Consider the following 23,874-nt stretch of genomic DNA (forward strand, 5'->3'; position numbering starts at 1 on the left):
TAATAATCACCATCTATAATTTATCGAATACCTGTACTCTTATACCGAGAGGATCGCAATGAATATTAAACCTCCCGTTCGGCCGCAAGACGCGATCAATCGTCTGATGTCGTTGCTGGAACCGCATGCCACGCCAATAAATATGGTCGCAAGGAAAAGGCTTAGCTGGGAATATAAAGGCAAAATCCAGCTCTATCTGTTTAAGAAAGGTGAGCTCTCCATTTTTCGCTCATCGGACAGATTACTTATGGTCACCGTCTATGAGCCGCACCTGTTTGGCGTAGCCGAAATGCTGCAGCCCAGCCGTAGCCATGGCCTTCGTGCGGAAGTCGATACGGAGATCCTGCGGATTGACAGCGATAAAGCCATGCAACTCTTCAGTGAGCATAACATGTGGGAAGAGGTCACCCGGCTGCTGGCTTACCACACCTCTTATTTGGTGTATCGCGACGATTTAGTATTACAACAGCGGACTTATTCGGTCATTCGTAATCATTTAATGGAAATGTTACTGCTTCCTGAAGAGACCCGCTCGCGGGTATCCATGCTGGAATATATTCAGGACCGCACACACTTGTCGCGCAGCAGTATTCTGAATGTGTTATCAGCGTTGAAAAAGGGCGGCTATATCGAGTTTGCCCGCGGTGGTTATTTACAGAGTATCACCTCCCTGCCTGAGAAGTTTTAGTCCCCGCTTGACCAGCAACTTATCGCCCTCGGCCATTGTTTAAAATTAAACATATAAACGGTAACGGCGGGCGATAAATGCTTCTATTCTGCACATAACTATTAAACCAGAAACCCGTTAATTTTGCCCGAGCGCTCGTATCGGGCATTTTTTTACCCGAAGGAATATGAATAATGAGCATGTTCAGATTGAAATCCATCCTGCTTATCGCGGCCCTGAGCGCCAGCAGCGCCGCCTTCGCTTCCGTTAATCTTCACGGTGAAGCCGGTTCAGAATTCACCAACTTATCAGCCAGCTTTAACCCGCAGGCTCCCGGAATGACCTTTAACGGTAACTGGGCGCATAGCGATAACGATGGCGATACGGTGGGATTGGGCATGGGCTATAACTTTGATCTCGGTCCGTTCCTGCTGACGGCTGGCGGTAAAGCGGTATATCTGAATCCGAACGATGGCGATGAAGGCTATGCGATTGCCCTCGGCGGCGGTGCTCAACTACCGCTTGGCGATTTCTTTACCTTGTTCGGTGAGGCTTATTATTCCCCGGATTCCATGTCCAGCGGCGTTGATGAATATCTCGAAGCCAATGCCGGCTTACGCGTCAATATCATCAAATCCATGAGCATCGAAGCGGGCTATCGCTATATCGATATGGCGGGTAAACATGACCACCGCGATAACGTTCTGGCGGATGGCGCCTATGCGGGTTTCAATTTCCGTTTCTAAGCGCGGCAAACGGGATTGCCTGCCGGCAATCCCTCTTTTTATGCAAGAGATGGTATGGTTTTCAGCAGTTTATTAATTTCCTGCAAGCCCGCAATATTGTTCTCTTTACGGTAGACGTCGTTCATCGAAGCCATTTGTTCAAGTTTGGTTAACGCCCCGTAAACCTGATACGCCTCGCTATCTTTATCAAAGACATCCCGTTTATCTACATCCTGTAAATAGTTGCTTTTGAGCGACTGGCTTAACTTGCTGATAAGCAGGCTGTTATCCTGAAAATAGTTAACGACCGTTGATGATTCCGGCGCGGCCGCGGAATTATTTATAACCGGCACCTGCAGGGTATTCAACGTGTCTACTGTTTCTGGCGACGAATGACTGCTGCATCCGGCCAGGCCCAATACACCGGCAATGATAACTACTTTTAAAGTACGCATGGCGTCACTGAACCTCGTCAAAATTGATGAGGGCGACTTTAGCGATTTCTCGGGGATCAAAACCAGCGGAGTGTTGTTTATAAATAAACAACGCATAGAGGGAACAAAAACAAAAAAAGACGCTTTTCAGCGTCTTTTCTCTGGAATATTGGTACCGAGGATGGGACTCGAACCCACAAGCCCGTTAGGGCACTACCACCTCAAGGTAGCGTGTCTACCAATTCCACCACCTCGGTACAGAATACTTAGTGCGGGATATCGCTGGCCGGCTGAGCCGGTGCGGTTGGCTGAGTCTGCTCAGACTTCGGCGCACTCAGATTATCCCACTCGCTTCCTTTATTGGTCTTGTTGCTGTTGATATTACCCAGCGCCAGACTGATGATGAAGAACAGCGCGGCCAGAATGCCGGTCATACGGGTCATGAAGTTACCAGAACCGCTAGAACCAAACAACGTGCCGGAAGCGCCTGCTCCGAAGGAGGCTCCCATGTCAGCGCCTTTACCTTGCTGCAGCATGATCAGGCCAACAAGGGCAATCGCTACAATAAGGAAAATTACTAAAAGAGCTTCGTACATAATCAACCTGTTCCTTGCGGATTCGCCGCATACCAAGTGCTTCACCAATAAAGCGGGACGTTTTAATATTTCCCACTGAAGCGGGTGTGAATACTAACCAAAGCGAATAACCTTCGCAAGGGCAATTTTGGCGTATTGTATCAACTGCGGAAAAAAACAGCAAAAAGCGTTTTCACATGCTTAAAAAGGCAGCAAGAGCCGCCTTTTTAATCACTTAGCTGCGATAGTTATACGCTTTTAACCGCATCGGCGATACGGTGGGCAAATTCCTTCACCTGCGCTTCATGCTCGCCTTCAACCATCACGCGGATCAGCGGTTCAGTACCGGATTTACGCAGCAGCACGCGCCCACGATTCCCCAGCGCAGCTTCTACTTCGGCAGTGACCGCTTTTACGCTGTCATGTTCCAGCGGGTTGCCGCTGCCTTCGGTAAAGCGTACGTTGACCAGAATCTGCGGGAACATTTTCATACCGCTGCACAGATCGTGCAGGCTCATATGATTACGCACCATCGCCGCCACCACCTGCAGGCTGGCGACAATGCCATCGCCGGTGGTGGTTTTGTCGAGCAGAATCACGTGACCGGAGTTTTCCGCGCCGATACGCCAGCCTTTTTCCTGAAGTTTTTCCAGCACGTAACGGTCACCCACTTTCGCGCGGGTAAACGGAATGCCAAGCTGCTTCAGCGCCAGCTCAAGCCCCATGTTGCTCATCAGCGTGCCGACTGCGCCGCCGCGCAGCTGGCCCTGGCGCAGGCCTTCACGGGCGATAATATAGAGGATCTGATCGCCATCGACTTTGTTGCCTTCATGGTCAACCATAATGACGCGATCGCCATCACCGTCATAGGCAATACCCAGATCGGCTTTTTCCGCCAGCACGCGAGCCTGCAGCGCGCGTACGTCGGTTGCGCCGACCTCTTCGTTAATGTTCAGCCCATCAGGTTCACAGCCCATCGCGATAACCTGCGCGCCCAATTCGCGGAATACATTTGGCGCAATGTGGTAAGTCGCGCCGTGGGCGCAATCCACCACCACCTTCAGCGAGCCGAGGCTCAGCTCATTCGGGAAGGTGCCTTTGCAAAACTCAATATAGCGGCCGGCGGCGTCGACGATACGGCTGGCTTTCCCAAGCTCAGCGGAATCAACGCAGGTCAGCTCTTTTTCCATCTCTGCTTCAATCGCTTCTTCGACGTCATCCGGAAGCTTAGTGCCTTCGATAGAGAAGAATTTAATACCGTTGTCATAGAAAGGGTTATGAGAGGCAGAGATGACGATTCCCGCTTCAGCGCGGAAGGCGCGGGTCAGATAGGCGATTGCCGGCGTCGGCATAGGGCCGGTAAACGAAGCGGACAAGCCCGCAGCCGCCAGGCCAGCTTCCAGCGCGGATTCCAGCATATAGCCAGAAATTCGCGTGTCTTTACCGATAATAATTTTACGTGAGCCATGGCGCGCCAGCACTTTACCTGCCGCCCAACCCAGCTTCAGCACGAACTCAGGCGTAATAGGTGCGTCGCCAACGCGGCCACGAATACCATCGGTGCCAAAATATTTGCGGTTACTCATAACGTTTATTTTCCTTAGCGGCCAGGGTGGCTTCCACCACGCGCAGCGCTTCTACCGTTTCTTTGACATCATGGACGCGAATTATCTGCGCGCCCTGCATTGCAGCAATGACTGCGCAGGACAAGCTGCCGCTCAGCCGTTCCGACGGCCCCACGTTCAACAGCTGACCCACCATCGACTTACGCGACATCCCCACCAGCAGCGGGAGGCCAAAATGATGGAACTCCCCAAGTCGGGCAAGCAGTTCATAGTTATGGGAAAGATTTTTACCGAATCCGAATCCCGGGTCGAGCAACAATTTTTCTTTTGCGATCCCCGCCTGTTCGCAGCGCACAATGTGTTCAGCAAAAAAACGGTCAACCTCGGCAAAAACATCTTCGTACTTCGGCGCTTCCTGCATCGTTTTCGGCTGCCCCTGCATATGCATCAGGCACACCGGTAGCCCGGTTTGCGCGGCGGCCTGCAGGGCGCCGGGCTCGGTTAATGAGCGAATATCGTTAATGATATGCGCGCCAGCGCGCGCGGATTCGCGGATTACCTCGGCTTTCGAGGTATCAACCGAGATCCAAACTTCAAAACGCTGTGCAATCGCTTCTACCACCGGGATCACCCGCGCCAGCTCTTCCTCGACGCTGACATCCGCCGCCCCAGGACGGGTTGATTCACCGCCGATATCAATAATAGTCGCCCCAGCGTTAATCATCAGATTGGCGTGCTTAACCGCCTCTATCAACGAATTATGACTGCCGCCATCGGAGAAGGAATCTGGCGTGACGTTAAGGATCCCCATCACATGCGGATGGGAGAGATCGAGCGTTGACCCCTGGGCGTGTAATTGCATGTTTTCTTTCCGCTATGGTTTTGTACAGTTGTAGTACGGACAGGGCTCGGCCCGCACCATCTTAGAGATTCTGGCGGTGACATCATTCAATTCCTCAACAGGTTAATGAAGCCCCGGCGTTTAAATATTCAAAAAATGAATATTATCAGACAGACGGCGCATCCGCGCGTGTTGAAGCCGCCACCATCCCGAAAACATTTTACGCGATGGACGATAGCACGCCATCGTCATAGCTATGTTCCGAAAGAGGATCTCATAGCCAACCGCTGCAAACGGACGCATAAAAACAAAAGGGCCGCAGCGGATTAGGCTGCGGCCCTTATTAGTCAGAGCGCTTTAGCAAAGCGTGGAGACTTATTTGTCGCCCAGCTGTTCCGACATGGTATTGCCCGGGTTAGGCGTGCGCGGCTCGTCAACCGGACGCGGCGCCGTCGGAGTGCCATTGTTGCCTGAGTTGTTAGAAGAACCTGGTTCTTCCCAACCCGCCGGCGGACGAACATCACGACGAGCCATCAGGTCGTCAATCTGCGGCGCATCGATGGTCTCATATTTCATGAGCGCATCTTTCATCGCGTGCAGAATATCCATGTTGTCGTTCAGCAGTTGGCGAGCACGACCGTAGTTACGCTCAATCAGCGATTTCACTTCCTGGTCGATAATACGCGCGGTTTCATCAGACATATGCTTCGCTTTCGCGACGCTACGGCCGAGGAACACTTCGCCCTCTTCTTCGGCATACAGCAGCGGGCCGAGTTTGTCGGAGAAGCCCCACTGGGTGACCATGTTACGCGCCAGGTTAGTCGCAACTTTAATATCGTTGGACGCGCCGGTAGAAACATGTTCAGCACCGTAGATAATCTCTTCCGCCAGACGACCGCCGTACAGAGTGGAGATCTGACTTTCCAGTTTCTGACGGCTGGCGCTGATAGCATCGCCTTCCGGCAGGAAGAAGGTCACACCCAGCGCACGGCCGCGCGGGATAATCGTCACTTTGTGTACCGGATCGTGTTCCGGAACCAGACGACCGATAATCGCGTGGCCCGCTTCGTGGTACGCGGTCGATTCTTTCTGCGCTTCCGTCATCACCATGGAGCGGCGTTCCGCACCCATCATGATTTTGTCTTTCGCTTTTTCGAACTCAACCATCGAGACGACGCGTTTGTTACCACGGGCAGCAAACAGGGCAGCTTCGTTCACCAGGTTCGCGAGGTCAGCACCGGAGAAGCCAGGAGTACCACGGGCAATGATTGCCGCATCGATATCCGGCGCCAGCGGTACGCGACGCATATGAACTTTCAGGATCTGCTCACGACCACGAACATCCGGCAGACCAACGACAACCTGACGGTCGAAGCGGCCTGGACGCAGCAATGCCGGGTCCAGAACGTCCGGACGGTTAGTCGCGGCGATAACGATGATACCTTCGTTACCTTCGAAACCATCCATCTCAACCAGCATCTGGTTCAGGGTCTGCTCACGCTCATCGTGACCACCGCCAAGACCGGCGCCACGCTGGCGACCGACGGCGTCGATTTCATCGATGAAGATGATGCAAGGCGCTGCTTTCTTAGCTTGTTCGAACATGTCGCGTACACGAGACGCGCCGACACCGACGAACATTTCTACGAAGTCAGAACCGGAAATAGTAAAGAACGGCACTTTTGCTTCGCCGGCGATAGCTTTCGCCAGCAGCGTTTTACCGGTACCCGGAGGGCCGACCATCAGGACGCCTTTCGGGATTTTACCGCCCAGCTTCTGGAAACGGCTCGGTTCGCGCAGATATTCAACCAGCTCGCCCACTTCCTCTTTCGCTTCGTCGCAACCGGCAACGTCAGCAAAGGTGGTTTTGATCTGGTCTTCGGTCAGCATTCGGGCCTTGCTCTTGCCGAAGGACATCGCGCCCTTTCCGCCGCCGCCCTGCATCTGACGCATAAAGAATATCCAGACGCCGATCAGTAGCAGCATCGGGAACCAGGAAATGAAGATGGAAGCCAGCAGGCTCGGTTCTTCCGGCGGTTCGCCAACCACTTTGACGTTTTTAGTCAACAGGTTGTCGAGCAGCTTCGGATCGTTAACCGGAATGTAAGTCGTGTAACGGTTACTATCTTTCTTGGTAACGTTGATCTCACGTCCGTTGATACGCGCTTCGCGAACCTGGTCCTGATTGACCTCTTGCAGGAAGGTAGAATAATCCACCTTGCGGCCATTCGACTCGCTGGGCCCAAAGCTCTGGAATACTGACATCAGCACAACGGCAATGACCAGCCAGAGTATTAGGTTTTTCGCCATGTCACTCAAGGGATTAACCTCTTATTACAACTGTGTTAAAAACAGCGTCAGGATACTCTATATCCAGCGTCTTTCAAACTTTCGTTTGAAATCTACCGGTTATGGTTTACGCCCGGTCGCTACAATATACACTTCACGCGAACGAGCGCGGGAAGAGTCCGGCTTACGAACTTTGACCTTCGTAAACAGGGAGCGAATTTCTCTAAGATACTCATCGAAGCCTTCGCCCTGGAACACCTTCACTACAAAACTACCACCTGGCGCTAATACATCACGAGACATTTCAAGCGCCAGTTCTACCAGATACATGGCCCGGGGAATATCCACCGCCGGTGTTCCGCACATATTCGGCGCCATATCGGACATGACAACTTGTACTTTACTGTCGCCTACTCGCTCAAGTAACGCTTTCAGGACTAATTCATCACGAAAATCGCCCTGAAGGAAGTCCACACCGACGATTGGATCCATTGGTAAAAGATCGCAAGCGATGATGCGGCCGCTGTTTCCGATCTGCGTAACCGCGTACTGCGACCAGCCACCGGGAGCAGCGCCGAGATCGACTATCGTCATTCCCGGCTTAAAAATCTTGTCACTTTGCTGTATTTCATCAAGTTTAAACCAGGCACGGGAACGTAACCCCTTTTTCTGTGCCTGTTGAACATATTTATCGCTAAAGTGTTCCTGAAGCCAGCGGCTTGAGCTGGCAGAACGCTTTTTACCTGTCATTTAACATTCCCATTCGGGTTCATCGTACTTTACTGCGTAAAAATCGACGCGGTAGTTTGGCGATATATGGGAGATGGCGGTAGAATGACCCGTTTTCAATCCCAACGTAAGCAAAAAAATACGATGAATCTGAGTACTAAACAAAAACAGCACCTGAAAGGTCTGGCACATCCGCTCAAGCCGGTAGTTATGCTTGGCAATAATGGTTTGACCGAAGGGGTACTGGCCGAGATCGAACAAGCGTTAGGGCACCATGAGCTCATCAAGGTGAAGATCGCCTCAGAAGATCGCGAAACTAAAGCCTTGATCGTGGAAGCCATCGTGCGTGAAACCGGCGCCTGTAACGTACAGGTCATCGGTAAAACGCTGGTTCTGTACCGCCCAACGCCAGAGCGTAAAATCTCGCTGCCACGCTAAGAATATCCTGAATCCCGACACAACATTGTGTAAAACGAGGGATTTCTGTGGCCAGGCGAGCAAAATGCCATGCTCCTGACGTTGATAAAAGGCCGCTATGCGGCCTTTTTCCTTTCTTTACAATCTATAAACATCGTAGCGGGAAATACGCCTTACAGGTATTCAACCTTGATAATTTCGTATTCCACTTCACCACCCGGGGTACGGATAGTGACGACGTCATCCTGCTCTTTGCCGATCAGGCCGCGGGCGATCGGTGAATTCACAGAGATGAGATTCTGTTTAAAATCAGCTTCATCATCGCCCACGATGCGGTAAGTCTGCTCTTCGTCGTTATCCAGGTTCAGCACGCTGACCGTGGCGCCAAAAATCACGCGGCCATTATTCGGCATCTTAGTGATATCGATAACCTGCGCGTTCGACAGTTTTGCTTCGATATCCTTGATACGACCTTCGCAGAAGCCCTGCTGTTCGCGGGCCGCGTGGTATTCCGCGTTCTCTTTCAGATCGCCGTGCTCACGCGCTTCAGCGATAGCAGCAATAATTTCTGGACGACGTACGGACTTCAGGAAATCCAGTTCTTCGCGCAGTTTTTCTGCGCCACGTAAGGTCATCGGAATAGCTTGCATTTGTTATACCTCTTTATCATTCCTTCATGGAACGGACGGAGTCGTTCCGCCATCGGTCACGTCTTAGCCATGGCCGAAGCAAAAAGAAAACCGACCCGGGAAACACTCCCCAGGTCAGCAGCAATTTTCAATTTGATACGCATTTTACCCTGAAGTTCACTATGGGTCATCGTTTACTTTACAGGGTGATGCACCGTAGTATGACGGCTTGGTTTCAGGTTGTTAGCGCGAGATTATGCGATTTCCCAGATTTATCATCGGATTGACTGCCGGTATAGCGCTTAGCGCTCAGGCCGCGAATATTGACGAGTACATCAGCCAGCTTCCTGCCGGCGCGAACCTTGCCTTTATGGCGCAGAAGGTTGGCTCCCCGACGCCGGAGATAGACTTTCACAGCCAGCAGATGGCGCTGCCTGCCAGTACCCAGAAGGTGATCACCGCGCTGGCCGCGTTGCTGCAGTTGGGGCCGGATTTCCGCTTCACCACGACGCTGGAAACCAAAGGCTCCCTTGACGGCGGTGTGCTGAAAGGCGACCTGATTGCCCGCTTCGGCGGCGATCCGACGCTAAAGCGTCAGGATATCCGCAACATGGTGGCGTCGCTGAAAAAAGCCGGCGTGCAGCGTATTGAAGGCAATGTGCTTATCGATACCTCGGTTTTCGCCAGCCACGATAAGGCTCCCGGCTGGCCGTGGAACGATATGACGCAGTGCTTCAGCGCCCCGCCAGCGGCGGCGATCGTTGATCGCAACTGTTTCTCCGTCTCGCTCTTTAGCGCACAGAAAGCGGGCGATTTGGCCTTCATCCGCGTGGCGTCTTACTATCCGGTCACCATGTTCAGCCAGGTGCGGACGCTGGCGCGCGGCTCCGCAGAAGCGCAGTACTGCGAGCTGGACGTTGTGCCGGGCGATCTCAACCGCTATACCCTCACCGGCTGCCTGCCGCAGCGCAGCGAGCCGCTGCCGCTGGCGTTTGCCATTCAGGATGGCGCAGGCTATGCAGGCGCGATCCTGAAAGCCGAGCTCGCCGATGCGGGGATCACCTACAGCGGTACTCTTCTGCGCCAGACGCTGGCCAACGATCCGGGTACCGTGCTGGCGACGACTCAATCGGCGCCGTTGCACGATCTTCTGCGCATCATGTTGAAGAAATCCGACAACATGATTGCTGATACGGTGTTCCGTACTATCGGCCACGCGCGAATGGGCGTACCGGGAACCTGGCGCGCCGGCTCCGACGCGGTACGGCAAATCCTGCGCCAGCAGGCGGGTATTGACCTCGGTAACACGATTATCGCCGATGGCTCAGGCCTGTCCCGGCACAACCTGATCGCGCCGGCAACGATGATGCAGGTATTGCAGTACATTGCTCAGCACGACAATGAACTCAACTTTATCTCGATGTTGCCGCTTGCCGGGCACGATGGTTCGCTGCAGTATCGTGCCGGTCTTCATCAGGCGGGCGTTGACGGTAAGGTTTCGGCGAAGACCGGTTCGCTGCAGGGGGTATATAACCTGGCAGGTTTCATTACCACCGCCAGCGGCCAAAAGATGGCCTTCGTACAGTACCTCTCCGGCTATGCGGTGCCGCCGGGCGACCAGCGCAACCGCCGCATACCATTGGTGCGCTTCGAAAGTCGACTGTATAAAGATTTGTACCAGAACAACTAAAACAAAAGGGCCGCATTGGATGATGCGGCCCTTTTTACTCAGGATTAACGTTTGTAGATGAATTCGACGCCTTCTTCGTCGTCTTCGTCCCAGTCGTCATCCCAGTCTTCGTCATCTTCTTCCAGTTCGGCTTCTTCAAGCTGCTGACGGTGATAGTCGTCCCACATGAACTCGACTTTCTCCGGCTTCTGCTCTTCTTCCGCCTGCACGATTGGGTTTTCGATGATAAAGGTCATCACGTCCCAGCACAGCTCTTTAACGCCCTGCTGGCTGGCCGCAGAGATCAGGTAGAACTTATCTTCCCAACCCAGCGCTTCGGCGATGGCCTTCGCTTTGGCTTCAGCCTCCGCTTTGTCCATCAGGTCAATCTTGTTGAAGACCAACCAGCGCGGTTTAGAGGCCAGCTTCTCGCTGTATTTCTCCAGTTCGCCGATGATAATGCGCGCATTCTCAACCGGATCGGAACCGTCGATAGGCTCGATGTCGATGAGGTGCAGCAGCACGCGGCAGCGCTCGAGGTGCTTAAGGAAGCGAATACCAAGGCCAGCGCCTTCCGCCGCGCCTTCAATCAGCCCCGGAATATCGGCGACCACAAAGCTCTTCTCGTTATCCATACGCACCACGCCCAGGCTCGGCACCAGAGTGGTAAATGGATAGTCGGCCACTTTCGGCTTCGCCGCGGAGACCGCGCGAATGAAGGTGGATTTACCGGCATTCGGCATCCCCAGCATCCCCACGTCGGCCAGCAGCATCAGTTCGAGCTGCAGATCGCGCTTATCGCCCGGCGTACCCATAGTTTTCTGACGCGGGGTACGGTTAACGGATGATTTGAAGCGCGTGTTGCCAAGACCGTGCCAGCCGCCTTTCGCGACCATTAAACGCTGACCGTGCTTGGTCATATCGCCCATGGTCTCGCCGGTTCCCTGGTCGATGACGCGGGTCCCTACAGGCACTTTCACCGTGACATCTTTACCGCGTTTACCGGTGCAGTCGCGGCTCTGACCGTTCTGTCCGCGTTCTGCGCGGAAAGATTTTTCGAATCGATAGTCGATCAGGGTGTTGAGGTTCTCGTCAGCTTCCAGCCAAACGTCGCCGCCGTCACCGCCATCGCCGCCGTCCGGGCCGCCTCGCGGAATATATTTTTCGCGGCGGAAGCTAACGCAACCATTGCCGCCGTCACCTGCTACGACCAGGATCGTTGCTTCATCTACAAACTTCATTTTACTCTCCGTAAATCATTCGCCTGAGCGGGGCAGCGGTACAACCGCTTCTCGCTTGCGCCAGCGTCCCCAAAGACGATGGCCAATGGCGGAATACATCGCGCCCGCAACCACGACAAACGCACCGAGATAACCAATCAGGTTTAACATCGGTCTGGCGAAAACATCGGGCCAGGCCATTGATAATAAATCAGAAAACAGTAGCGTAAACAGTGGCGTTAAGGTAATTAACGCGCTGACCTGCGCCGCCTGCCAGCGCGCCATGGCTTCCGCCAGCGCCCCGTAGCCGACCAGGGTATTCAGCCCGCAAAAAATCAGGCAAGCCAGTTGCCAGTCGCTCAGTTGGGATATTACCCCCGGTTTAGCGAGTGGCAGTAATGCGATAGTACATAAAGTGTACAGCAAAAATAGTATCTGCTGTGATGCCAGGCGCCGCAATAACACCTTTTGCGCGACCCCGTAGCTTACCCACACCGTTGCCGCTGCGACACCAAAAATTACCCCCCACGTGTAGTCCGTGAGACGGGTAAAGATTTCAATCAGGCTGGTGTTGAAAAACATCACCAGCCCGCTGAGCAACATCAGCGCCCCTACAACCTGGGTACCGCGCATGCGCTCTTTCAGAATCACAACGCTTGCCACCATCATGCCGACCGGCGATAGCTGGCCGATGACCTGGGAGGCCGTTGGACTGAGATATTGCAGGGAAGAGCTGAACAGAATGAAGTTACCGAACAGACCGCCGGTAGCAATCGCTAATAAAACCAACCAGCGCGGCTTGCGAAAAATTCGCAGCGGCGGCAGTTTGCCTTTGATGGCGAGGATCGCGCCAAGACCAATACTGGCCATCAAAAAGCGATAAAAGACCACCGTTGGCGGCTCCATCACTTCAAGAACCTGCTTCATTGCAATTGGCAGTGCTCCCCAACACATCGCGGTGGTTAGCGCCAAAAGAATGCCAATGCCGGCCTGCTGCTTCATGATGCCCGTTTTCCCTGCAGAAATTTTTTCCGGGATTCTAATGTAAAAAGCCCCGCAACGTGTTGCGGGGCTTTCATCCGTCACCAGGACGCGAAAAACTTATTCAGCAACGATGCTGATGAATTTACGGTTTTTCGGGCCTTTAACTTCGAACTTGACTTTACCGTCAGTCAAAGCGAACAGAGTGTGGTCACGGCCGCAACCAACGTTGGTGCCAGCGTGGAATTTAGTACCACGTTGACGAACGATGATGCTACCTGCCAGAACTGCTTCACCGCCGAAACGTTTTACGCCCAGACGTTTAGCTTCTGAATCGCGACCGTTACGAGTCGAGCCGCCAGCCTTTTTATGTGCCATTTAAATCTACTCCCTCAAGTCTTAGGCGCTGATGCCAGTGATTTTCACATCAGTGAACCACTGACGGTGGCCTGCTTGCTTACGATAGTGTTTACGACGACGAAACTTAACGATTTTAACTTTCTCGCCACGACCGTGAGCAACAACTTCAGCTTTGATTACGCCGCCCTCAACGAAAGGAACGCCGATCTTGATTTCTTCACCGTTTGCGATCATCAGAACTTCAGCGAACTCAACAGCTTCGCCAGTTGCGATGTCCAGCTTTTCCAGGCGAACGGTCTGACCTTCGCTTACTCGGTGTTGTTTACCACCACTTTGGAAAACCGCGTACATATAAAACTCCGCTTCCGCGCACCTCTTCGTGTGATTCAGAGTGCGCTATAAATATTCACAATAGGGCGCGAATATTACGCAAAACGCGACCCTTTGACAAGAGCGATCATCGATCAACGCAGAAAAAAAACACAACTTTCACGCTAACGTTTATCTGCGCTGATTTTTCAGTACAATCATATCTTCTTTTAATTCTATCTTAATCCTTCTGTGATCCCACCTGGATTCGCGGTAACAGGACATTTGGCCCGGCTTTTGCGATGAATTTAGAAAAAATCAATGAGTTAACCGCGCAGGATATGGCGGGTGTCAATGCGGCAATCCTTGAGCAGCTCAACTCAGATGTTCAGCTTATCAATCAGTTAGGCTACTACATCGTCAGCGGAGGCGGAAAACGTATTCGTCCGATGATCGCCGTGCTTGCAGCTCGCGCGGTCGGCTATCAGGGGAATGCGCACGTCAACATCGCCGCACTGATCGAATTTATTCATACCGCGACCCTACTGCATGACGACGTCGTCGACGAGTCCGATATGCGCCGCGGCAAAGCGACGGCCAACGCCGCGTTTGGTAACGCCGCCAGCGTACTGGTGGGCGACTTTATCTACACCCGCGCCTTCCAGATGATGACTCGTCTCGGTTCGCTGAAGGTGCTGGAGGTGATGTCGGAAGCCGTAAACGTCATTGCCGAAGGCGAAGTCCTGCAGTTGATGAACGTCAACGACCCGGATATCACGGAAGAGAATTATATGAGGGTCATCTACAGTAAGACCGCCCGTCTGTTTGAAGCCGCTTCGCAGTGTTCCGGTATCCTGGCTGGTTGCAGCGCGGAAGAAGAACAGGCGCTGCAGGATTATGGCCGTTACCTCGGCACCGCGTTCCAGCTGATTGACGATCTGCTGGATTACAGTTCCGATGGCGAGCGCCTTGGCAAAAACGTCGGTGATGACCTGAACGAAGGCAAACCTACGCTGCCTCTGCTACACGCTATGCATCACGGTACCCCGGATCAGGCGGCAATGATTCGCGGCGCTATCGAGCAGGGTAACGGGCGTCATCTGCTTGACGCGGTACTTGAAACCATGGCGGCCTGCGGTTCGCTGGAGTGGACGCAGAAACGTGCGGAAGAGGAAGCCGATAAAGCTATCGCCGCACTGCAGGTTCTGCCGGATACGCCATGGCGCGATGCCCTCATCGGCCTTGCGCATATCGCCGTTCAGCGCGACCACTAATCCCCTCCTCTCTCCCGTGCTCACCGCGCGGGAGAGTTCCAATAAAATCCAATATTCTTCAAATAACGCCAGAAACCTTAATATATTCTGAATGTACAAGAACAATACGGGAACTTGTTAAAACCATATAAGAACCAGGGTATAGTATTTCGGCCGTCCGTATTGACGCGCAGACAGTTATCACCGGGAGAATTTATGGATAAGTTCATCGACTGGCATTCAGCGGATATTATTGCCGGCCTTCGCAAAAAGGGGACGTCCCTCGCAGCTGAGTCGCGACGTCACGGATTAAGCTCTTCTACGCTTGCCAACGCGCTAACCCGTCCGTGGCCTAAAGGCGAATTGATTATTGCGAACGCGCTGGGAACCGATCCGTGGGTTATCTGGCCATCGCGTTACCACGACCCCATTACCCATCAGTTCATCGACAGAACGCAGATGATGCGTCAGAAGAGACATAAGACCTAACGTGAGGGAGAGATCGATAACAGCCCCCGGACGGACGTCAGAGGGCTGCTACCGCAGCAGAATTACTCGCCTTTGACGCGTTCGATATTCGCGCCCAGAGCCTGCAGTTTATCTTCGATGCGCTCATAGCCGCGATCGATATGATAGATACGGTCGACGATGGTCGTCCCTTCCGCAATACAACCCGCCAGCACCAGGCTTGCAGATGCACGCAGGTCGGTCGCCATGACCTGTGCGCCGGACAGCTTCGCGACACCATGGCAAATCGCGGTATTACTTTCGATTTCCGCGTGCGCGCCCATACGGATCAGTTCCGGAATGTGCATGAAGCGGTTCTCGAAGATGGTTTCGGTGATAACACCCGTTCCTTCAGCCACCAGGTTCAGCAAGGTGAACTGCGCCTGCATGTCGGTTGGGAAACCCGGGTGCGGCGCGGTACGCACGTTGACCGCTTTCGGACGGTTACCGTGCATATCGAGGCTAATCCAGTCTTCACCGACTTCAATGTCCGCGCCAGCTTCACGCAGCTTAGCCAGTACCGCATCCAGGGTATCAGGCTGCGCATGACGGCACATAATTTTACCGCCGGAGATCGCCGCAGCGACCAGGAAGGTACCGGTTTCGATACGGTCCGGCAGCACGCGATAAACGCCGCCGCCCAGACGCGCAACGCCCTCAATGGTGATACGGTCGGAACCCTGACCCGTAATCTTCGCGCCCAGCGCGTTAAGGAAGTTGGCGGTATCGACGATTTCCGGCTCGCGCGCGGCGTTTTCAATCACGGTCGTGCCTTCAGCCAGCGTCGCCGCGCTCATGATAGTCACGGTCGCGCCTACGCTGACCTTATCCATCACGATATGCGCGCCTTTCAGACGCCCGTTAACCGACGCCTTCACATAGCCTTCTTCCAGTTTGATTTCCGCGCCCAGCTGTTCCAGGCCGGTAATGTGCAGGTCGACCGGACGCGCGCCGATAGCGCAGCCGCCCGGCAGAGAAACCTGGCCCTGGCCGAAACGCGCCACCAGCGGCCCCAGCGCCCAGATGGAAGCGCGCATGGTTTTCACTAAATCGTACGGAGCACAGAAAACATTTACCGGGCCAGCATCGATCCATACGGAACCATTGCGCTCGACCTTCGCGCCCAGCTGGCTCAGCAGCTTCATGGTGGTATCGATATCTTTCAGCTTCGGTACGTTCTGGATTTCAATCGGCTCTTCGGCTAACAGCGCGGCAAAGAGGATTGGCAGGGCAGCGTTTTTAGCGCCGGAAATGGTGACCTCGCCCTGCAGGCGAGTCGGCCCCTGAACACGGAATTTATCCATTGATTCTGTTCTCGGTTAAAAATTCATCAACGCTGTAGGGAACATCCCTACAGCTTAAAAGCCATTAAGTTTGCGATCGCGTGCCCATTCTTGCGGGGTAAACGCTTTGATCGACAGCGCATGAATGCGATTGTCGGCAATATATTCCATCAGCGGCGCGTAGATAGCCTGCTGTTTTTTTACCCGGCTCATGCCGTCAAACATCTCACCCACAGCGATAACCTGAAAGTGGCTGCCATCGCCAGAGACGTGGACTTCCTGAAGGGAGAGTGCGTTCATCAGCACGGTCTGAATTTCATGATTTTCCATGGGATCACATTTTTCTGAGTGTGAAAACAGCCCAACATCTTAGAGGAAAGTGGCGCTGTCTTAAACAAGCAAAAAGCCCCATCGAACAGATTGATGGGGCTTTCAGAATAGCTTCAGCATTAACCTACTGAAAAATTTACGGGATCATGTCCGCCGGAAGGTTGTAAAGACTAACCAGCGTTTGCAGATTTTCGCTTTTCCCTACCACTTGCGCCGTTTTGCCCTGCCGACGTACCAGCGCGACAAAATGAACCAGCAACGCTACCCCGGCGCTATCGACCCGTGAAACGTCGCTGAGGTCGATAGTGGATACGCCGTCGGTCGCCTGCGCGCGTGCATTCCACAGCGGCAGTATAAATTCCTGATCCAGTTCGCCGCGTAACGCCAGGCGTTCACCGTCGCGGTTCCAGCTCAGTTGTTCGCTCATTATTTCTTCTGATCCAGAGTGATAGGCTGGGCAGAAATAGCTTTCAGCTGCGCGGTCAGACCATCAACGCCTTTCGTACGCAGCAGGTCGCTCCACTCGTTTTGTTTGGTGGTGATCATGCTGACGCCTTCGGCGATCATGTCATAAGCCTGCCAGTTGCCGGTCTGGGTATTTTTACGCCATTGGAAGTCCAGACGTACCGGAGGACGGCCATTCGGGTCGAGGATGGTCACGCGAATCGGCACGATGGTTGCACTGCCCAGCGGCTGCTCAGGCGCAATTTGGTAAGTCTGGCCGTGATACATCGCCAGCGCCTGACCGTAAGCCTGTTTCAGATACTCGCGGAAGGCGGCGAAATAGGCTTCACGCTGTGCAGGCGTCGCCTCTTTGTAGTAACGGCCCAGCACCAGCGCGCCGGCATATTTCACCTGCACGTAAGGCAGCAGTTCCTGATCGACGATATCACGCAGATAGTTCGGGTTGGCTTTGATCTTCGGCTGTTCGTTCTTCAGACGATCGAAGGTCTTCTGCGCCGCTTCGTCCATCAACTTATACGGGTTAGTTTGATCCGCGGCATGCGCGGCTGTTAGTGGAGCAATCACCAGCATGGCGACCATGAGTAAGCGTTTAAACATATCTTGTCTCTCCTGAAATTAATGCGTCATGCCGGCCTGCGGCGTAGCGTCAGTATGACCCTCAGCCGCCGCCTTATCATTGTCAGAATTCTGATTATCGCTGCCCTTGCTGTTATAGAGGAACTGGCCTATCAGATCTTCCAACACCATGGCGGACTTGGTGTCCTGAATCGTACCGCCGTCTTTAAGAATCGCGGTGCCCAGTTCCGGGTCTTCAAAACCGACGTTCAGCGCCAGGTACTGCTCCCCGAGCAAACCAGAAGTACGAATCGCCAGCGAGCTGGTATCCGGAATGTGGTTGTAGCTTTCGTCGATATCGATGGCAACGCGCGGCAGATAGGTTTTTGGATCGAGGGTGATATCCGCGACGCGACCGACCACCACACCGCCGATGCGCACCGGTGAACGCGCTTTCAGGCCACCGATGTTATCGAAGGTCGCATAAAGACGATAAGTCGGTTCGGTACGCAACGAGGTGACGTTCGCCGCCTTCAGACAGACAAACAGCGCCGCCAGCAGCGCCGCCAGTAAGAACACACCTACCCAGATCTCATTTTTTTTCGTTTGCATGAACTTAATTCCCAAACATCAGCGCAGTCAGCACAAAATCCAGCCCCAGAACCGCCAGCGACGAATGCACCACGGTGCGCGTCGTTGCCCGGCTAATTCCAGCGGAAGTGGGGATAGCGTCATAACCATTGAATAACGCAATCCAGGTTACCGTAACGGCAAAAACCAGACTTTTAATCAGGCAGTTAACCAGATCCATTCGCCAGTCGACGGCATTTTGCATCGCGGTCCAGAAGAACCCCGCGTCGATGCCTTTCCAGCTGACGCCAACCAGCGAACCGCCCCAGACGCCTACGGCGACGAATATGATCGTCAACAGCGGAAGCGAGATAACCCCGGCCCAGAAGCGCGGCGAAATCACCCGGCGCAGCGGATCCACCGCCATCATTTCCATGCTGGAGAGCTGCTCGGTCGCCCGCATCAGGCCAATCTCGGCGGTTAACGCCGAACCGGCTCGCCCGGCGAAAAGCAGTGCGGCTACCACCGGCCCCAGCTCGCGCAGCAGCGACAGCGCCACCAGCATACCCAGGCTAGTTTCAGCGCTATAGGTCGTTAATACCAGATAGCCCTGCAGCCCCAGTACCATACCGATGAACAGCCCCGAGACGATAATAATCAGCATCGATAACACGCCGACGTTATACAGCTGGCGCACCAGCAGCGGAGCATGTTTGCGAAATTCCGGCTTGCCCACCACGGCATTAAACAGCATTAATCCGGCGCGCCCGAAGGTCGCGGTGGTTTTGATGCCGCGGTGTCCGAGCGCTGCCAACGCATTGAATAGCATGAGTCGTTTAGCTCCCTTTGCCTAATAAATCATGGTGGTAATCGCCCGCAGGATAGCGGAACGGCACCGGGCCGTCAGCGATGCCATCAATGAACTGGCGCACGCGCGGATCGCTATTTTCACGCAGCGATTGCGCGCTGCCGTGGGCAACGATTTTCTTATCCGCCACGATGTAGGCGTAATCCGCAATGCTCAGCACTTCCGGTACGTCGTGCGATACCACAATGCAGGTCACTCCCAGGGTACTATTCAGCTCTGAGATAAGTTTAACCAATACGCCCATGGTGATGGGATCCTGTCCGACGAAAGGTTCATCAAACATGATCAGATCCGGCTCAAGGGCAATCGCCCGCGCCAACGCCGCGCGCCGCGCCATCCCGCCGGAGAGTTCCGAAGGCATCAGTTTCGCCGCGCCGCGTAGCCCAACCGCCTCCAGCTTCATCATGACGGTGGTGTGCAGTAGCGCATCCGGCAACTGAGTATGTTCGCGCAACGGGTAAGCTACGTTATCAAACACGTTCATATCGGTGAATAGCGCGCCGGACTGAAACAGCATGCTCATGCGTTTACGCACGGTATACAGCCGCGAGCGCGTCATTTGCGGCACGTTTTCGCCGTCAAACAGGATCTCGCCGCTGTCCGGCGGGATCTGGCCGCCGATCAAACGCAGCAGGGTCGTCTTGCCGATCCCCGATGGCCCCATAATGGCGGTAATCTTGCCGCGAGGCACCGATAGCGAGATATCATCGAAGATGACGCGGTCGCCCCGAGAGAAACGAATACCGCGAACCTCGACTAAATTCGCCAGAGTTTGGCTCATAAAATCATCCTTACTAAACCTTCGGGCTAAGCATGGCGCTTTCTTTCACCACAAACCCAACATTTTTACAGAATCTTACCTGCCCGGGTTAGCGAAAGCTGGCATTTGTTTTACTTTTGCCACACATAAAGTCAAAATTAAGAATTCGTTACGCTGCGTACGGACGGCCAGCGAGGCGACGATTATACCTGAAGAAAGGACTTTAGATGCTCTTAGCAACGGCTCTGTTAATAATTGGTTTACTGCTGGTAGTTTACAGCGCCGATCGTCTGGTATACGCCGCTTCAATACTGTGTCGCATGATGGGGATCCCGCCGCTCATCATCGGCATGACGGTCGTGAGCATCGGTACCAGCCTGCCGGAGATCATCGTTTCCACCGCCGCCTCCCTTCACGGGCAAACCGATCTGGCGATCGGTACGGCGTTGGGATCCAATATTACGAATATTCTATTAATTCTCGGTCTTGCCGCCCTGCTCCATCCATTTACCGTGCATTCTGATATCCTGCGCCGCGAATTGCCGCTAATGTTGCTGGTCAGTTTACTGGCGGGATTTGTGCTCTACGATGGCCAGCTCTCGCGTCTGGACGGGCTGTTTTTACTGGCGCTGGCCATACTGTGGCTGGTGTTTACCCTAAAAATAGCGCGCCTGGCGGAACGTCAGGGTAGCGATAGCCTGACCCGGGAACAGCTGGCGGAGCTGCCGCGCGGTGGTTCGCTACCCGTCGCCCTGCTGTGGCTTGGGGTGGCGATGATCGTCATGCCGATGGCCACCCGTATGGTGGTAGATAACGCCACGGTGTTGGCGAACTATTTCGCCATTAGCGAACTGACGGTGGGCTTAACGGTCATTGCTATCGGCACCAGCCTGCCGGAACTGGCCACCGCTATCGCCGGCGCACGAAAAGGGGAAGACGATATCGCCATCGGGAATATCATTGGCGCCAATATCCTTAATCTCGTGCTGGTGCTCGGGCTGCCGGCGTTAATCGCCCCTGGCGCCTTCCCTGCTGAAGCTTTTACGCGCGACTACAGCGTGATGCTGCTGGTCAGCGCGATCTTCGCGCTGCTGTGCTGGCGGCGTAAACGGCAGCCGGGGCGCGTAGCGGGCGCCTTGCTGGTCGGCGGCTTTCTGGTTTGGTTGGCGGTGCTGTTCTGTTCAGCGCCGTACTTCGTTGAATGAATTGGGGTAACATCATGTCGCAAATAGATTTGCCAACGGATTTTGACTTTCAACAGGCAGGACGTCAGGTTCTGGAAATTGAACGTGAAGGTCTGGCCCAGCTCGATCAGTATATTAATGAAGATTTCACCCGCGCCTGTGAGACGATTTTCCGCTGCGGCGGTAAGGTCGTAGTGATGGGTATGGGCAAATCCGGGCATATCGGGCGCAAAATGGCGGCGACCTTCGCCAGTACCGGCACCTCGGCTTTTTTTGTCCATCCCGGTGAAGCCGCTCACGGCGATTTGGGGATGGTGACGCCGCAGGATGTGGTCATCGCGTTATCTAATTCCGGTGAATCTAATGAAATCCTGGCGTTGATTCCGGTGCTTAAACGCCAGCAGGTGCCGCTTATCTGCGTCACCAGCCGTCCGGATAGCAGCATGGCGCGCGCCGCCGATATTCATCTGTGTGTGAAAGTGCCGAAAGAGGCCTGTCCGCTAGGGCTGGCGCCGACCTCCAGCACCACCGCCGCGCTGGTGATGGGTGACGCCCTCGCCGTGGCGCTGCTCGAAGCGCGCGGCTTTACCGCCGAAGATTTCGCCCTGTCGCACCCCGGCGGCGCACTCGGTCGTAAGCTGCTGCTGCGGGTCAATGATATTATGCATACTGGCGACGAGATCCCCCACGTCGGCCTGCAGGCTACCCTGCGCGACGCGCTGCTGGAAATCACCCGCAAAAATCTGGGCATGACGGCCATCTGCGATGACGAGATGAATATCATCGGCATCTTCACCGATGGCGACCTGCGCCGCGTCTTCGATACCGGCGTCGATATGCGCAACGCCAGCATCGCTGAAGTCATGACCCCAGGCGGGATCCGCATTCGTCCAGGCATGCTGGCGGTAGATGCGCTCAACCTGATGCAGTCCCGCCATATCACCTGCGTGCTGGTTGCCGATGGCGACCGGCTGCTAGGTGTGGTACATATGCACGATCTGCTGCGCGCTGGCGTAGTGTAAGTAAGGATAAAATAATGAATAATGCTGATGCCCAGGTCGACACCTGCTACGGGCCGGTAAGCCAGGAATTTATCGACCGGGCGGCGAAGATCCGTTTACTGATCCTCGACGTCGACGGCGTGCTTTCCGATGGTCTTATCTATATGGGCAACAACGGCGAAGAGCTGAAAGCGTTTAACGTCCGCGATGGCTACGGGATCCGCTGCGCGCTGACTTCCGGTATTGAAGTCGCGATTATTACCGGGCGAAAAGCTAAACTGGTAGAAGACCGCTGCCAGACGTTGGGCATTACGCATCTGTATCAAGGTCAGTCCGATAAGCTGTTGGCGTTTCGTGAATTATTAAGCAAACTGGCGGTTCGCCCGGATGAAGTCGCTTATATTGGCGACGATCTGATCGACTGGCCGGTAATGGCGGAAGTCGGTTTAAGCGTCGCCGTCGCCGATGCGCATCCGCTGTTGCTCCCGCGGGCGAATTACGTCACGCGAATTAACGGCGGACGCGGCGCGGTACGCGAAGTCTGCGATTTGTTACTATTGGCGCAGGGCAAGCTTGATGAGGCCAAAGGGCAATCAATATGAGTAAAACCAGACGTTGGGTTATCATCTTACTATCGCTGGTCGCGTTGATCCTGATCGGCCTGAACCTGGCGAGTACGGACGACACCGCGACCGTCGCGGTCAATCCTAACGATCCGACGTATAAAAGCGAGCATACCGATACCGTGGTGTACAGCCCGGAAGGCGCGCTGAGCTATCGTCTGATAGCCGAGCATGTCGAATACTTTTCCGAACAAGAAGTATCGTGGTTCACCAATCCGGTGATGACCACCTTTGATACCAATAAGGTTCCGACCTGGTCAATCAGAGCGGATAAAGCCAAGTTAACCAACGACCGTATGCTGTATCTTTACGGCCATGTTGAGGTCGACGCGTTGAGCCCCGACTCTCAACTGCGCAAAATTACCACCGATAACGCGCAGGTAAACCTGGTGACCCAGGATGTAACCTCTGACGATATGGTGACGTTGTACGGAACAACATTTAATTCCAGCGGCCTGAAAATGCGCGGGAACCTACGCAGCAAAAATGCCGAGCTGATTGAAAAGGTTAGAACCTCTTATGAAATTCAGAACAAACAAACTCAGCCTTAACATTGCGCTCGCAAGCGCGCTTCTGGCCGCCAGCCTGCCGGCTCTGGCAAAAACCGGCGATACCGATCAGCCGATTCACATCGAGTCCGATCAGCAGTCGTTGGATATGCAGGGCAACGTCGTGACCTTCACCGGCAACGTGGTCGTCACCCAAGGGACCATTAAAATCAATGCCGACAAAGTCGTGGTTACCCGCCCTGGCGGTGAAAAAGGCAAAGAGGTGATCGACGGTTTCGGCAATCCGGCCACCTTCTATCAGATGCAGGACAACGGCAAGCCGGTGAAAGGCCGCGCGTCGAAAATGCATTATGAACTGCAGAACGATTTCGTGGTGCTGACCGGCAACGCGCATCTGGAACAGCTGGATAGCAATATTCAGGGCGACAAAATCACTTATCTGGTGAAAGAGCAGAAAATGCAGGCCTTCAGCAACAAAGGCGGTCGCGTGACTACGGTGCTGGTACCTTCGCAGTTGCAGGACAAAAGCGGCGATCAGCAGAAGAAAGGTAAGTAA

General features: G+C 54.2%; 29 protein-coding genes and 1 tRNA gene. 11 read left to right on the top strand and 19 right to left on the bottom strand.

The window, feature by feature from the left end; translation table 11 throughout:
• Positions 1–58: 58 nt before the first annotated feature.
• Both ABLU78_RS17060 and ABLU78_RS17065 read left to right on the top strand, forming a co-directional pair.
• Positions 59–688, top strand: a complete 630-nt coding sequence (locus tag ABLU78_RS17060; protein ID WP_015369520.1) for a winged helix-turn-helix transcriptional regulator — start codon at positions 59–61, stop codon at positions 686–688.
• Positions 689–861: 173 nt separating this feature from the next.
• Entirely contained in the window at positions 862–1,413 is a 552-nt protein-coding gene (locus tag ABLU78_RS17065) for a YfaZ family outer membrane protein (protein ID WP_015369519.1), read from the top strand.
• A gap of 38 nt (positions 1,414–1,451) precedes the next feature.
• On the opposite strand, the gene ABLU78_RS17070 is transcribed toward ABLU78_RS17065, so the two are convergent.
• The 7 genes from ABLU78_RS17070 to rlmE all read right to left on the bottom strand — a co-directional run bounded on the left by ABLU78_RS17070 (position 1,452) and on the right by rlmE (position 7,846).
• Complete coding sequence (locus ABLU78_RS17070) at positions 1,452–1,847, bottom strand: hypothetical protein (protein ID WP_015369518.1); 396 nt, start codon at positions 1,845–1,847, stop codon at positions 1,452–1,454.
• 149 nt (positions 1,848–1,996) lie between these two features.
• Positions 1,997–2,083 (bottom strand) — tRNA-Leu (locus tag ABLU78_RS17075).
• Positions 2,084–2,092: 9 nt separating this feature from the next.
• Positions 2,093–2,422, bottom strand: a complete 330-nt coding sequence (gene secG, locus ABLU78_RS17080; protein ID WP_015369517.1) for a preprotein translocase subunit SecG — start codon at positions 2,420–2,422, stop codon at positions 2,093–2,095.
• A gap of 227 nt (positions 2,423–2,649) precedes the next feature.
• Complete coding sequence (gene glmM / locus ABLU78_RS17085) at positions 2,650–3,987, bottom strand: phosphoglucosamine mutase (protein WP_015369516.1); 1,338 nt, start codon at positions 3,985–3,987, stop codon at positions 2,650–2,652.
• Positions 3,980–4,828: a dihydropteroate synthase gene (folP, locus tag ABLU78_RS17090; protein ID WP_032709247.1), complete on the bottom strand. Its 849-nt coding sequence runs from the start codon at positions 4,826–4,828 to the stop codon at positions 3,980–3,982. The genes glmM and folP overlap by 8 nt, the downstream gene beginning before the upstream one ends.
• Positions 4,829–5,182: 354 nt before the next feature.
• A complete protein-coding gene (gene ftsH / locus ABLU78_RS17095) occupies positions 5,183–7,117 on the bottom strand; it encodes an ATP-dependent zinc metalloprotease FtsH (RefSeq protein ID WP_015369514.1) in 1,935 nt (644 codons plus the stop codon).
• 99 nt (positions 7,118–7,216) lie between these two features.
• Entirely contained in the window at positions 7,217–7,846 is a 630-nt protein-coding gene (gene rlmE, locus ABLU78_RS17100) for a 23S rRNA (uridine(2552)-2'-O)-methyltransferase RlmE (protein WP_008806638.1), read from the bottom strand.
• A gap of 123 nt (positions 7,847–7,969) precedes the next feature.
• Between rlmE and yhbY the strand changes: the two genes are divergently transcribed.
• Positions 7,970–8,263 carry a ribosome assembly RNA-binding protein YhbY gene (gene yhbY, locus ABLU78_RS17105; protein ID WP_002918374.1) on the top strand — a complete coding sequence of 98 codons (294 nt, stop codon included), beginning with the start codon at positions 7,970–7,972 and terminating at the stop codon, positions 8,261–8,263.
• 152 nt (positions 8,264–8,415) lie between these two features.
• Here the strand turns inward: yhbY and greA are convergent, their stop codons facing one another.
• The gene (gene greA, locus ABLU78_RS17110; RefSeq protein WP_015369513.1) at positions 8,416–8,892 is read right to left on the bottom strand and encodes a transcription elongation factor GreA; all 477 of its coding nucleotides are present in this window, start codon (positions 8,890–8,892) and stop codon (positions 8,416–8,418) included.
• Positions 8,893–9,127: 235 nt separating this feature from the next.
• Between greA and dacB the strand changes: the two genes are divergently transcribed.
• Positions 9,128–10,561 carry a serine-type D-Ala-D-Ala carboxypeptidase gene (dacB, locus tag ABLU78_RS17115; RefSeq protein WP_047055017.1) on the top strand — a complete coding sequence of 478 codons (1,434 nt, stop codon included), beginning with the start codon at positions 9,128–9,130 and terminating at the stop codon, positions 10,559–10,561.
• A 44-nt stretch (positions 10,562–10,605) separates the two neighbouring features.
• Here the strand turns inward: dacB and cgtA are convergent, their stop codons facing one another.
• The 4 genes from cgtA to rplU form a co-directional block, all read right to left on the bottom strand.
• Positions 10,606–11,781, bottom strand: a complete 1,176-nt coding sequence (cgtA, locus tag ABLU78_RS17120; RefSeq protein ID WP_015369510.1) for an Obg family GTPase CgtA — start codon at positions 11,779–11,781, stop codon at positions 10,606–10,608.
• 15 nt (positions 11,782–11,796) lie between these two features.
• On the bottom strand, positions 11,797–12,762 hold the full coding sequence (locus ABLU78_RS17125; protein WP_015369509.1) for a DMT family transporter: 966 nt from the start codon (positions 12,760–12,762) through the stop codon (positions 11,797–11,799).
• A gap of 99 nt (positions 12,763–12,861) precedes the next feature.
• Positions 12,862–13,119, bottom strand: coding sequence for a 50S ribosomal protein L27 (gene rpmA / locus ABLU78_RS17130; protein WP_002434222.1), 258 nt, complete (start codon positions 13,117–13,119; stop codon positions 12,862–12,864).
• A 21-nt stretch (positions 13,120–13,140) separates the two neighbouring features.
• Positions 13,141–13,452, bottom strand: coding sequence for a 50S ribosomal protein L21 (gene rplU, locus ABLU78_RS17135; protein ID WP_015703604.1), 312 nt, complete (start codon positions 13,450–13,452; stop codon positions 13,141–13,143).
• A 260-nt stretch (positions 13,453–13,712) separates the two neighbouring features.
• Here rplU and ispB point away from each other — a divergent pair, with 260 nt between their 5' ends.
• Together ispB and sfsB are read left to right on the top strand one after the other, a co-directional pair.
• Complete coding sequence (gene ispB / locus ABLU78_RS17140) at positions 13,713–14,684, top strand: octaprenyl diphosphate synthase (RefSeq protein WP_015369507.1); 972 nt, start codon at positions 13,713–13,715, stop codon at positions 14,682–14,684.
• A gap of 195 nt (positions 14,685–14,879) precedes the next feature.
• Complete coding sequence (gene sfsB / locus ABLU78_RS17145; protein WP_015703605.1) at positions 14,880–15,152, top strand: DNA-binding transcriptional regulator SfsB; 273 nt, start codon at positions 14,880–14,882, stop codon at positions 15,150–15,152.
• Positions 15,153–15,214: 62 nt separating this feature from the next.
• Here the strand turns inward: sfsB and murA are convergent, their stop codons facing one another.
• The 7 genes from murA to mlaF all read right to left on the bottom strand — a co-directional run bounded on the left by murA (position 15,215) and on the right by mlaF (position 20,022).
• Complete coding sequence (murA, locus tag ABLU78_RS17150; protein ID WP_015369505.1) at positions 15,215–16,474, bottom strand: UDP-N-acetylglucosamine 1-carboxyvinyltransferase; 1,260 nt, start codon at positions 16,472–16,474, stop codon at positions 15,215–15,217.
• 54 nt (positions 16,475–16,528) lie between these two features.
• Entirely contained in the window at positions 16,529–16,783 is a 255-nt protein-coding gene (gene ibaG, locus ABLU78_RS17155; RefSeq protein ID WP_015369504.1) for a BolA family iron metabolism protein IbaG, read from the bottom strand.
• A 136-nt stretch (positions 16,784–16,919) separates the two neighbouring features.
• Positions 16,920–17,210 carry a lipid asymmetry maintenance protein MlaB gene (gene mlaB / locus ABLU78_RS17160; RefSeq protein ID WP_015369503.1) on the bottom strand — a complete coding sequence of 97 codons (291 nt, stop codon included), beginning with the start codon at positions 17,208–17,210 and terminating at the stop codon, positions 16,920–16,922.
• Positions 17,210–17,845, bottom strand: coding sequence for a phospholipid-binding protein MlaC (gene mlaC, locus ABLU78_RS17165; protein WP_015369502.1), 636 nt, complete (start codon positions 17,843–17,845; stop codon positions 17,210–17,212). Before mlaC ends, mlaB begins: the two co-directional genes overlap by 1 nt.
• 18 nt (positions 17,846–17,863) lie before the next feature.
• Positions 17,864–18,415 carry an outer membrane lipid asymmetry maintenance protein MlaD gene (mlaD, locus tag ABLU78_RS17170; protein WP_015369501.1) on the bottom strand — a complete coding sequence of 184 codons (552 nt, stop codon included), beginning with the start codon at positions 18,413–18,415 and terminating at the stop codon, positions 17,864–17,866.
• A gap of 4 nt (positions 18,416–18,419) precedes the next feature.
• The gene (mlaE, locus tag ABLU78_RS17175; protein WP_015369500.1) at positions 18,420–19,202 is read right to left on the bottom strand and encodes a lipid asymmetry maintenance ABC transporter permease subunit MlaE; all 783 of its coding nucleotides are present in this window, start codon (positions 19,200–19,202) and stop codon (positions 18,420–18,422) included.
• Between the two features lie 7 nt (positions 19,203–19,209).
• Positions 19,210–20,022, bottom strand: a complete 813-nt coding sequence (mlaF, locus tag ABLU78_RS17180) for a phospholipid ABC transporter ATP-binding protein MlaF (protein ID WP_015369499.1) — start codon at positions 20,020–20,022, stop codon at positions 19,210–19,212.
• A 206-nt stretch (positions 20,023–20,228) separates the two neighbouring features.
• Between mlaF and ABLU78_RS17185 the strand changes: the two genes are divergently transcribed.
• The 5 genes from ABLU78_RS17185 to lptA are packed head-to-tail and all read left to right on the top strand — an operon-like array spanning position 20,229 to position 23,874.
• Entirely contained in the window at positions 20,229–21,206 is a 978-nt protein-coding gene (locus ABLU78_RS17185) for a calcium/sodium antiporter (protein ID WP_042897934.1), read from the top strand.
• A gap of 14 nt (positions 21,207–21,220) precedes the next feature.
• The gene (kdsD, locus tag ABLU78_RS17190; protein ID WP_015369497.1) at positions 21,221–22,207 is read left to right on the top strand and encodes an arabinose-5-phosphate isomerase KdsD; all 987 of its coding nucleotides are present in this window, start codon (positions 21,221–21,223) and stop codon (positions 22,205–22,207) included.
• A gap of 14 nt (positions 22,208–22,221) precedes the next feature.
• Positions 22,222–22,788: a 3-deoxy-manno-octulosonate-8-phosphatase KdsC gene (gene kdsC / locus ABLU78_RS17195; RefSeq protein ID WP_015369496.1), complete on the top strand. Its 567-nt coding sequence runs from the start codon at positions 22,222–22,224 to the stop codon at positions 22,786–22,788.
• Entirely contained in the window at positions 22,785–23,360 is a 576-nt protein-coding gene (gene lptC, locus ABLU78_RS17200; RefSeq protein ID WP_015369495.1) for an LPS export ABC transporter periplasmic protein LptC, read from the top strand. Before kdsC ends, lptC begins: the two co-directional genes overlap by 4 nt.
• On the top strand, positions 23,329–23,874 hold the full coding sequence (gene lptA / locus ABLU78_RS17205; RefSeq protein ID WP_015369494.1) for a lipopolysaccharide ABC transporter substrate-binding protein LptA: 546 nt from the start codon (positions 23,329–23,331) through the stop codon (positions 23,872–23,874). The genes lptC and lptA overlap by 32 nt, the downstream gene beginning before the upstream one ends.

The organism is Klebsiella sp. JN_Kp122, from assembly GCF_040062085.1.
Classification (GTDB): Bacteria; Pseudomonadota; Gammaproteobacteria; order Enterobacterales; family Enterobacteriaceae; genus Klebsiella; species Klebsiella aerogenes.

Excerpts from the sequence above, each read along its gene's own strand:
- ABLU78_RS17060 (WP_015369520.1), top strand. The coding sequence starts at position 59 with ATGAATATTAAACCTCCCGTTCGGCCGCAAGACGCGATCAATCGTCTG.
- ABLU78_RS17065 (WP_015369519.1), top strand. The coding sequence starts at position 862 with ATGAGCATGTTCAGATTGAAATCCATCCTGCTTATCGCGGCCCTGAGC.
- ABLU78_RS17070 (WP_015369518.1), bottom strand. The coding sequence starts at position 1,847 with ATGCGTACTTTAAAAGTAGTTATCATTGCCGGTGTATTGGGCCTGGCC.
- secG (WP_015369517.1), bottom strand. The coding sequence starts at position 2,422 with ATGTACGAAGCTCTTTTAGTAATTTTCCTTATTGTAGCGATTGCCCTT.
- glmM (WP_015369516.1), bottom strand. The coding sequence starts at position 3,987 with ATGAGTAACCGCAAATATTTTGGCACCGATGGTATTCGTGGCCGCGTT.
- folP (WP_032709247.1), bottom strand. The coding sequence starts at position 4,828 with ATGCAATTACACGCCCAGGGGTCAACGCTCGATCTCTCCCATCCGCAT.
- ftsH (WP_015369514.1), bottom strand. The coding sequence starts at position 7,117 with ATGGCGAAAAACCTAATACTCTGGCTGGTCATTGCCGTTGTGCTGATG.
- rlmE (WP_008806638.1), bottom strand. The coding sequence starts at position 7,846 with ATGACAGGTAAAAAGCGTTCTGCCAGCTCAAGCCGCTGGCTTCAGGAA.
- yhbY (WP_002918374.1), top strand. The coding sequence starts at position 7,970 with ATGAATCTGAGTACTAAACAAAAACAGCACCTGAAAGGTCTGGCACAT.
- greA (WP_015369513.1), bottom strand. The coding sequence starts at position 8,892 with ATGCAAGCTATTCCGATGACCTTACGTGGCGCAGAAAAACTGCGCGAA.
- dacB (WP_047055017.1), top strand. The coding sequence starts at position 9,128 with ATGCGATTTCCCAGATTTATCATCGGATTGACTGCCGGTATAGCGCTT.
- cgtA (WP_015369510.1), bottom strand. The coding sequence starts at position 11,781 with ATGAAGTTTGTAGATGAAGCAACGATCCTGGTCGTAGCAGGTGACGGC.
- ABLU78_RS17125 (WP_015369509.1), bottom strand. The coding sequence starts at position 12,762 with ATGAAGCAGCAGGCCGGCATTGGCATTCTTTTGGCGCTAACCACCGCG.
- rpmA (WP_002434222.1), bottom strand. The coding sequence starts at position 13,119 with ATGGCACATAAAAAGGCTGGCGGCTCGACTCGTAACGGTCGCGATTCA.
- rplU (WP_015703604.1), bottom strand. The coding sequence starts at position 13,452 with ATGTACGCGGTTTTCCAAAGTGGTGGTAAACAACACCGAGTAAGCGAA.
- ispB (WP_015369507.1), top strand. The coding sequence starts at position 13,713 with ATGAATTTAGAAAAAATCAATGAGTTAACCGCGCAGGATATGGCGGGT.
- sfsB (WP_015703605.1), top strand. The coding sequence starts at position 14,880 with ATGGATAAGTTCATCGACTGGCATTCAGCGGATATTATTGCCGGCCTT.
- murA (WP_015369505.1), bottom strand. The coding sequence starts at position 16,474 with ATGGATAAATTCCGTGTTCAGGGGCCGACTCGCCTGCAGGGCGAGGTC.
- ibaG (WP_015369504.1), bottom strand. The coding sequence starts at position 16,783 with ATGGAAAATCATGAAATTCAGACCGTGCTGATGAACGCACTCTCCCTT.
- mlaB (WP_015369503.1), bottom strand. The coding sequence starts at position 17,210 with ATGAGCGAACAACTGAGCTGGAACCGCGACGGTGAACGCCTGGCGTTA.
- mlaC (WP_015369502.1), bottom strand. The coding sequence starts at position 17,845 with ATGTTTAAACGCTTACTCATGGTCGCCATGCTGGTGATTGCTCCACTA.
- mlaD (WP_015369501.1), bottom strand. The coding sequence starts at position 18,415 with ATGCAAACGAAAAAAAATGAGATCTGGGTAGGTGTGTTCTTACTGGCG.
- mlaE (WP_015369500.1), bottom strand. The coding sequence starts at position 19,202 with ATGCTATTCAATGCGTTGGCAGCGCTCGGACACCGCGGCATCAAAACC.
- mlaF (WP_015369499.1), bottom strand. The coding sequence starts at position 20,022 with ATGAGCCAAACTCTGGCGAATTTAGTCGAGGTTCGCGGTATTCGTTTC.
- ABLU78_RS17185 (WP_042897934.1), top strand. The coding sequence starts at position 20,229 with ATGCTCTTAGCAACGGCTCTGTTAATAATTGGTTTACTGCTGGTAGTT.
- kdsD (WP_015369497.1), top strand. The coding sequence starts at position 21,221 with ATGTCGCAAATAGATTTGCCAACGGATTTTGACTTTCAACAGGCAGGA.
- kdsC (WP_015369496.1), top strand. The coding sequence starts at position 22,222 with ATGAATAATGCTGATGCCCAGGTCGACACCTGCTACGGGCCGGTAAGC.
- lptC (WP_015369495.1), top strand. The coding sequence starts at position 22,785 with ATGAGTAAAACCAGACGTTGGGTTATCATCTTACTATCGCTGGTCGCG.
- lptA (WP_015369494.1), top strand. The coding sequence starts at position 23,329 with ATGAAATTCAGAACAAACAAACTCAGCCTTAACATTGCGCTCGCAAGC.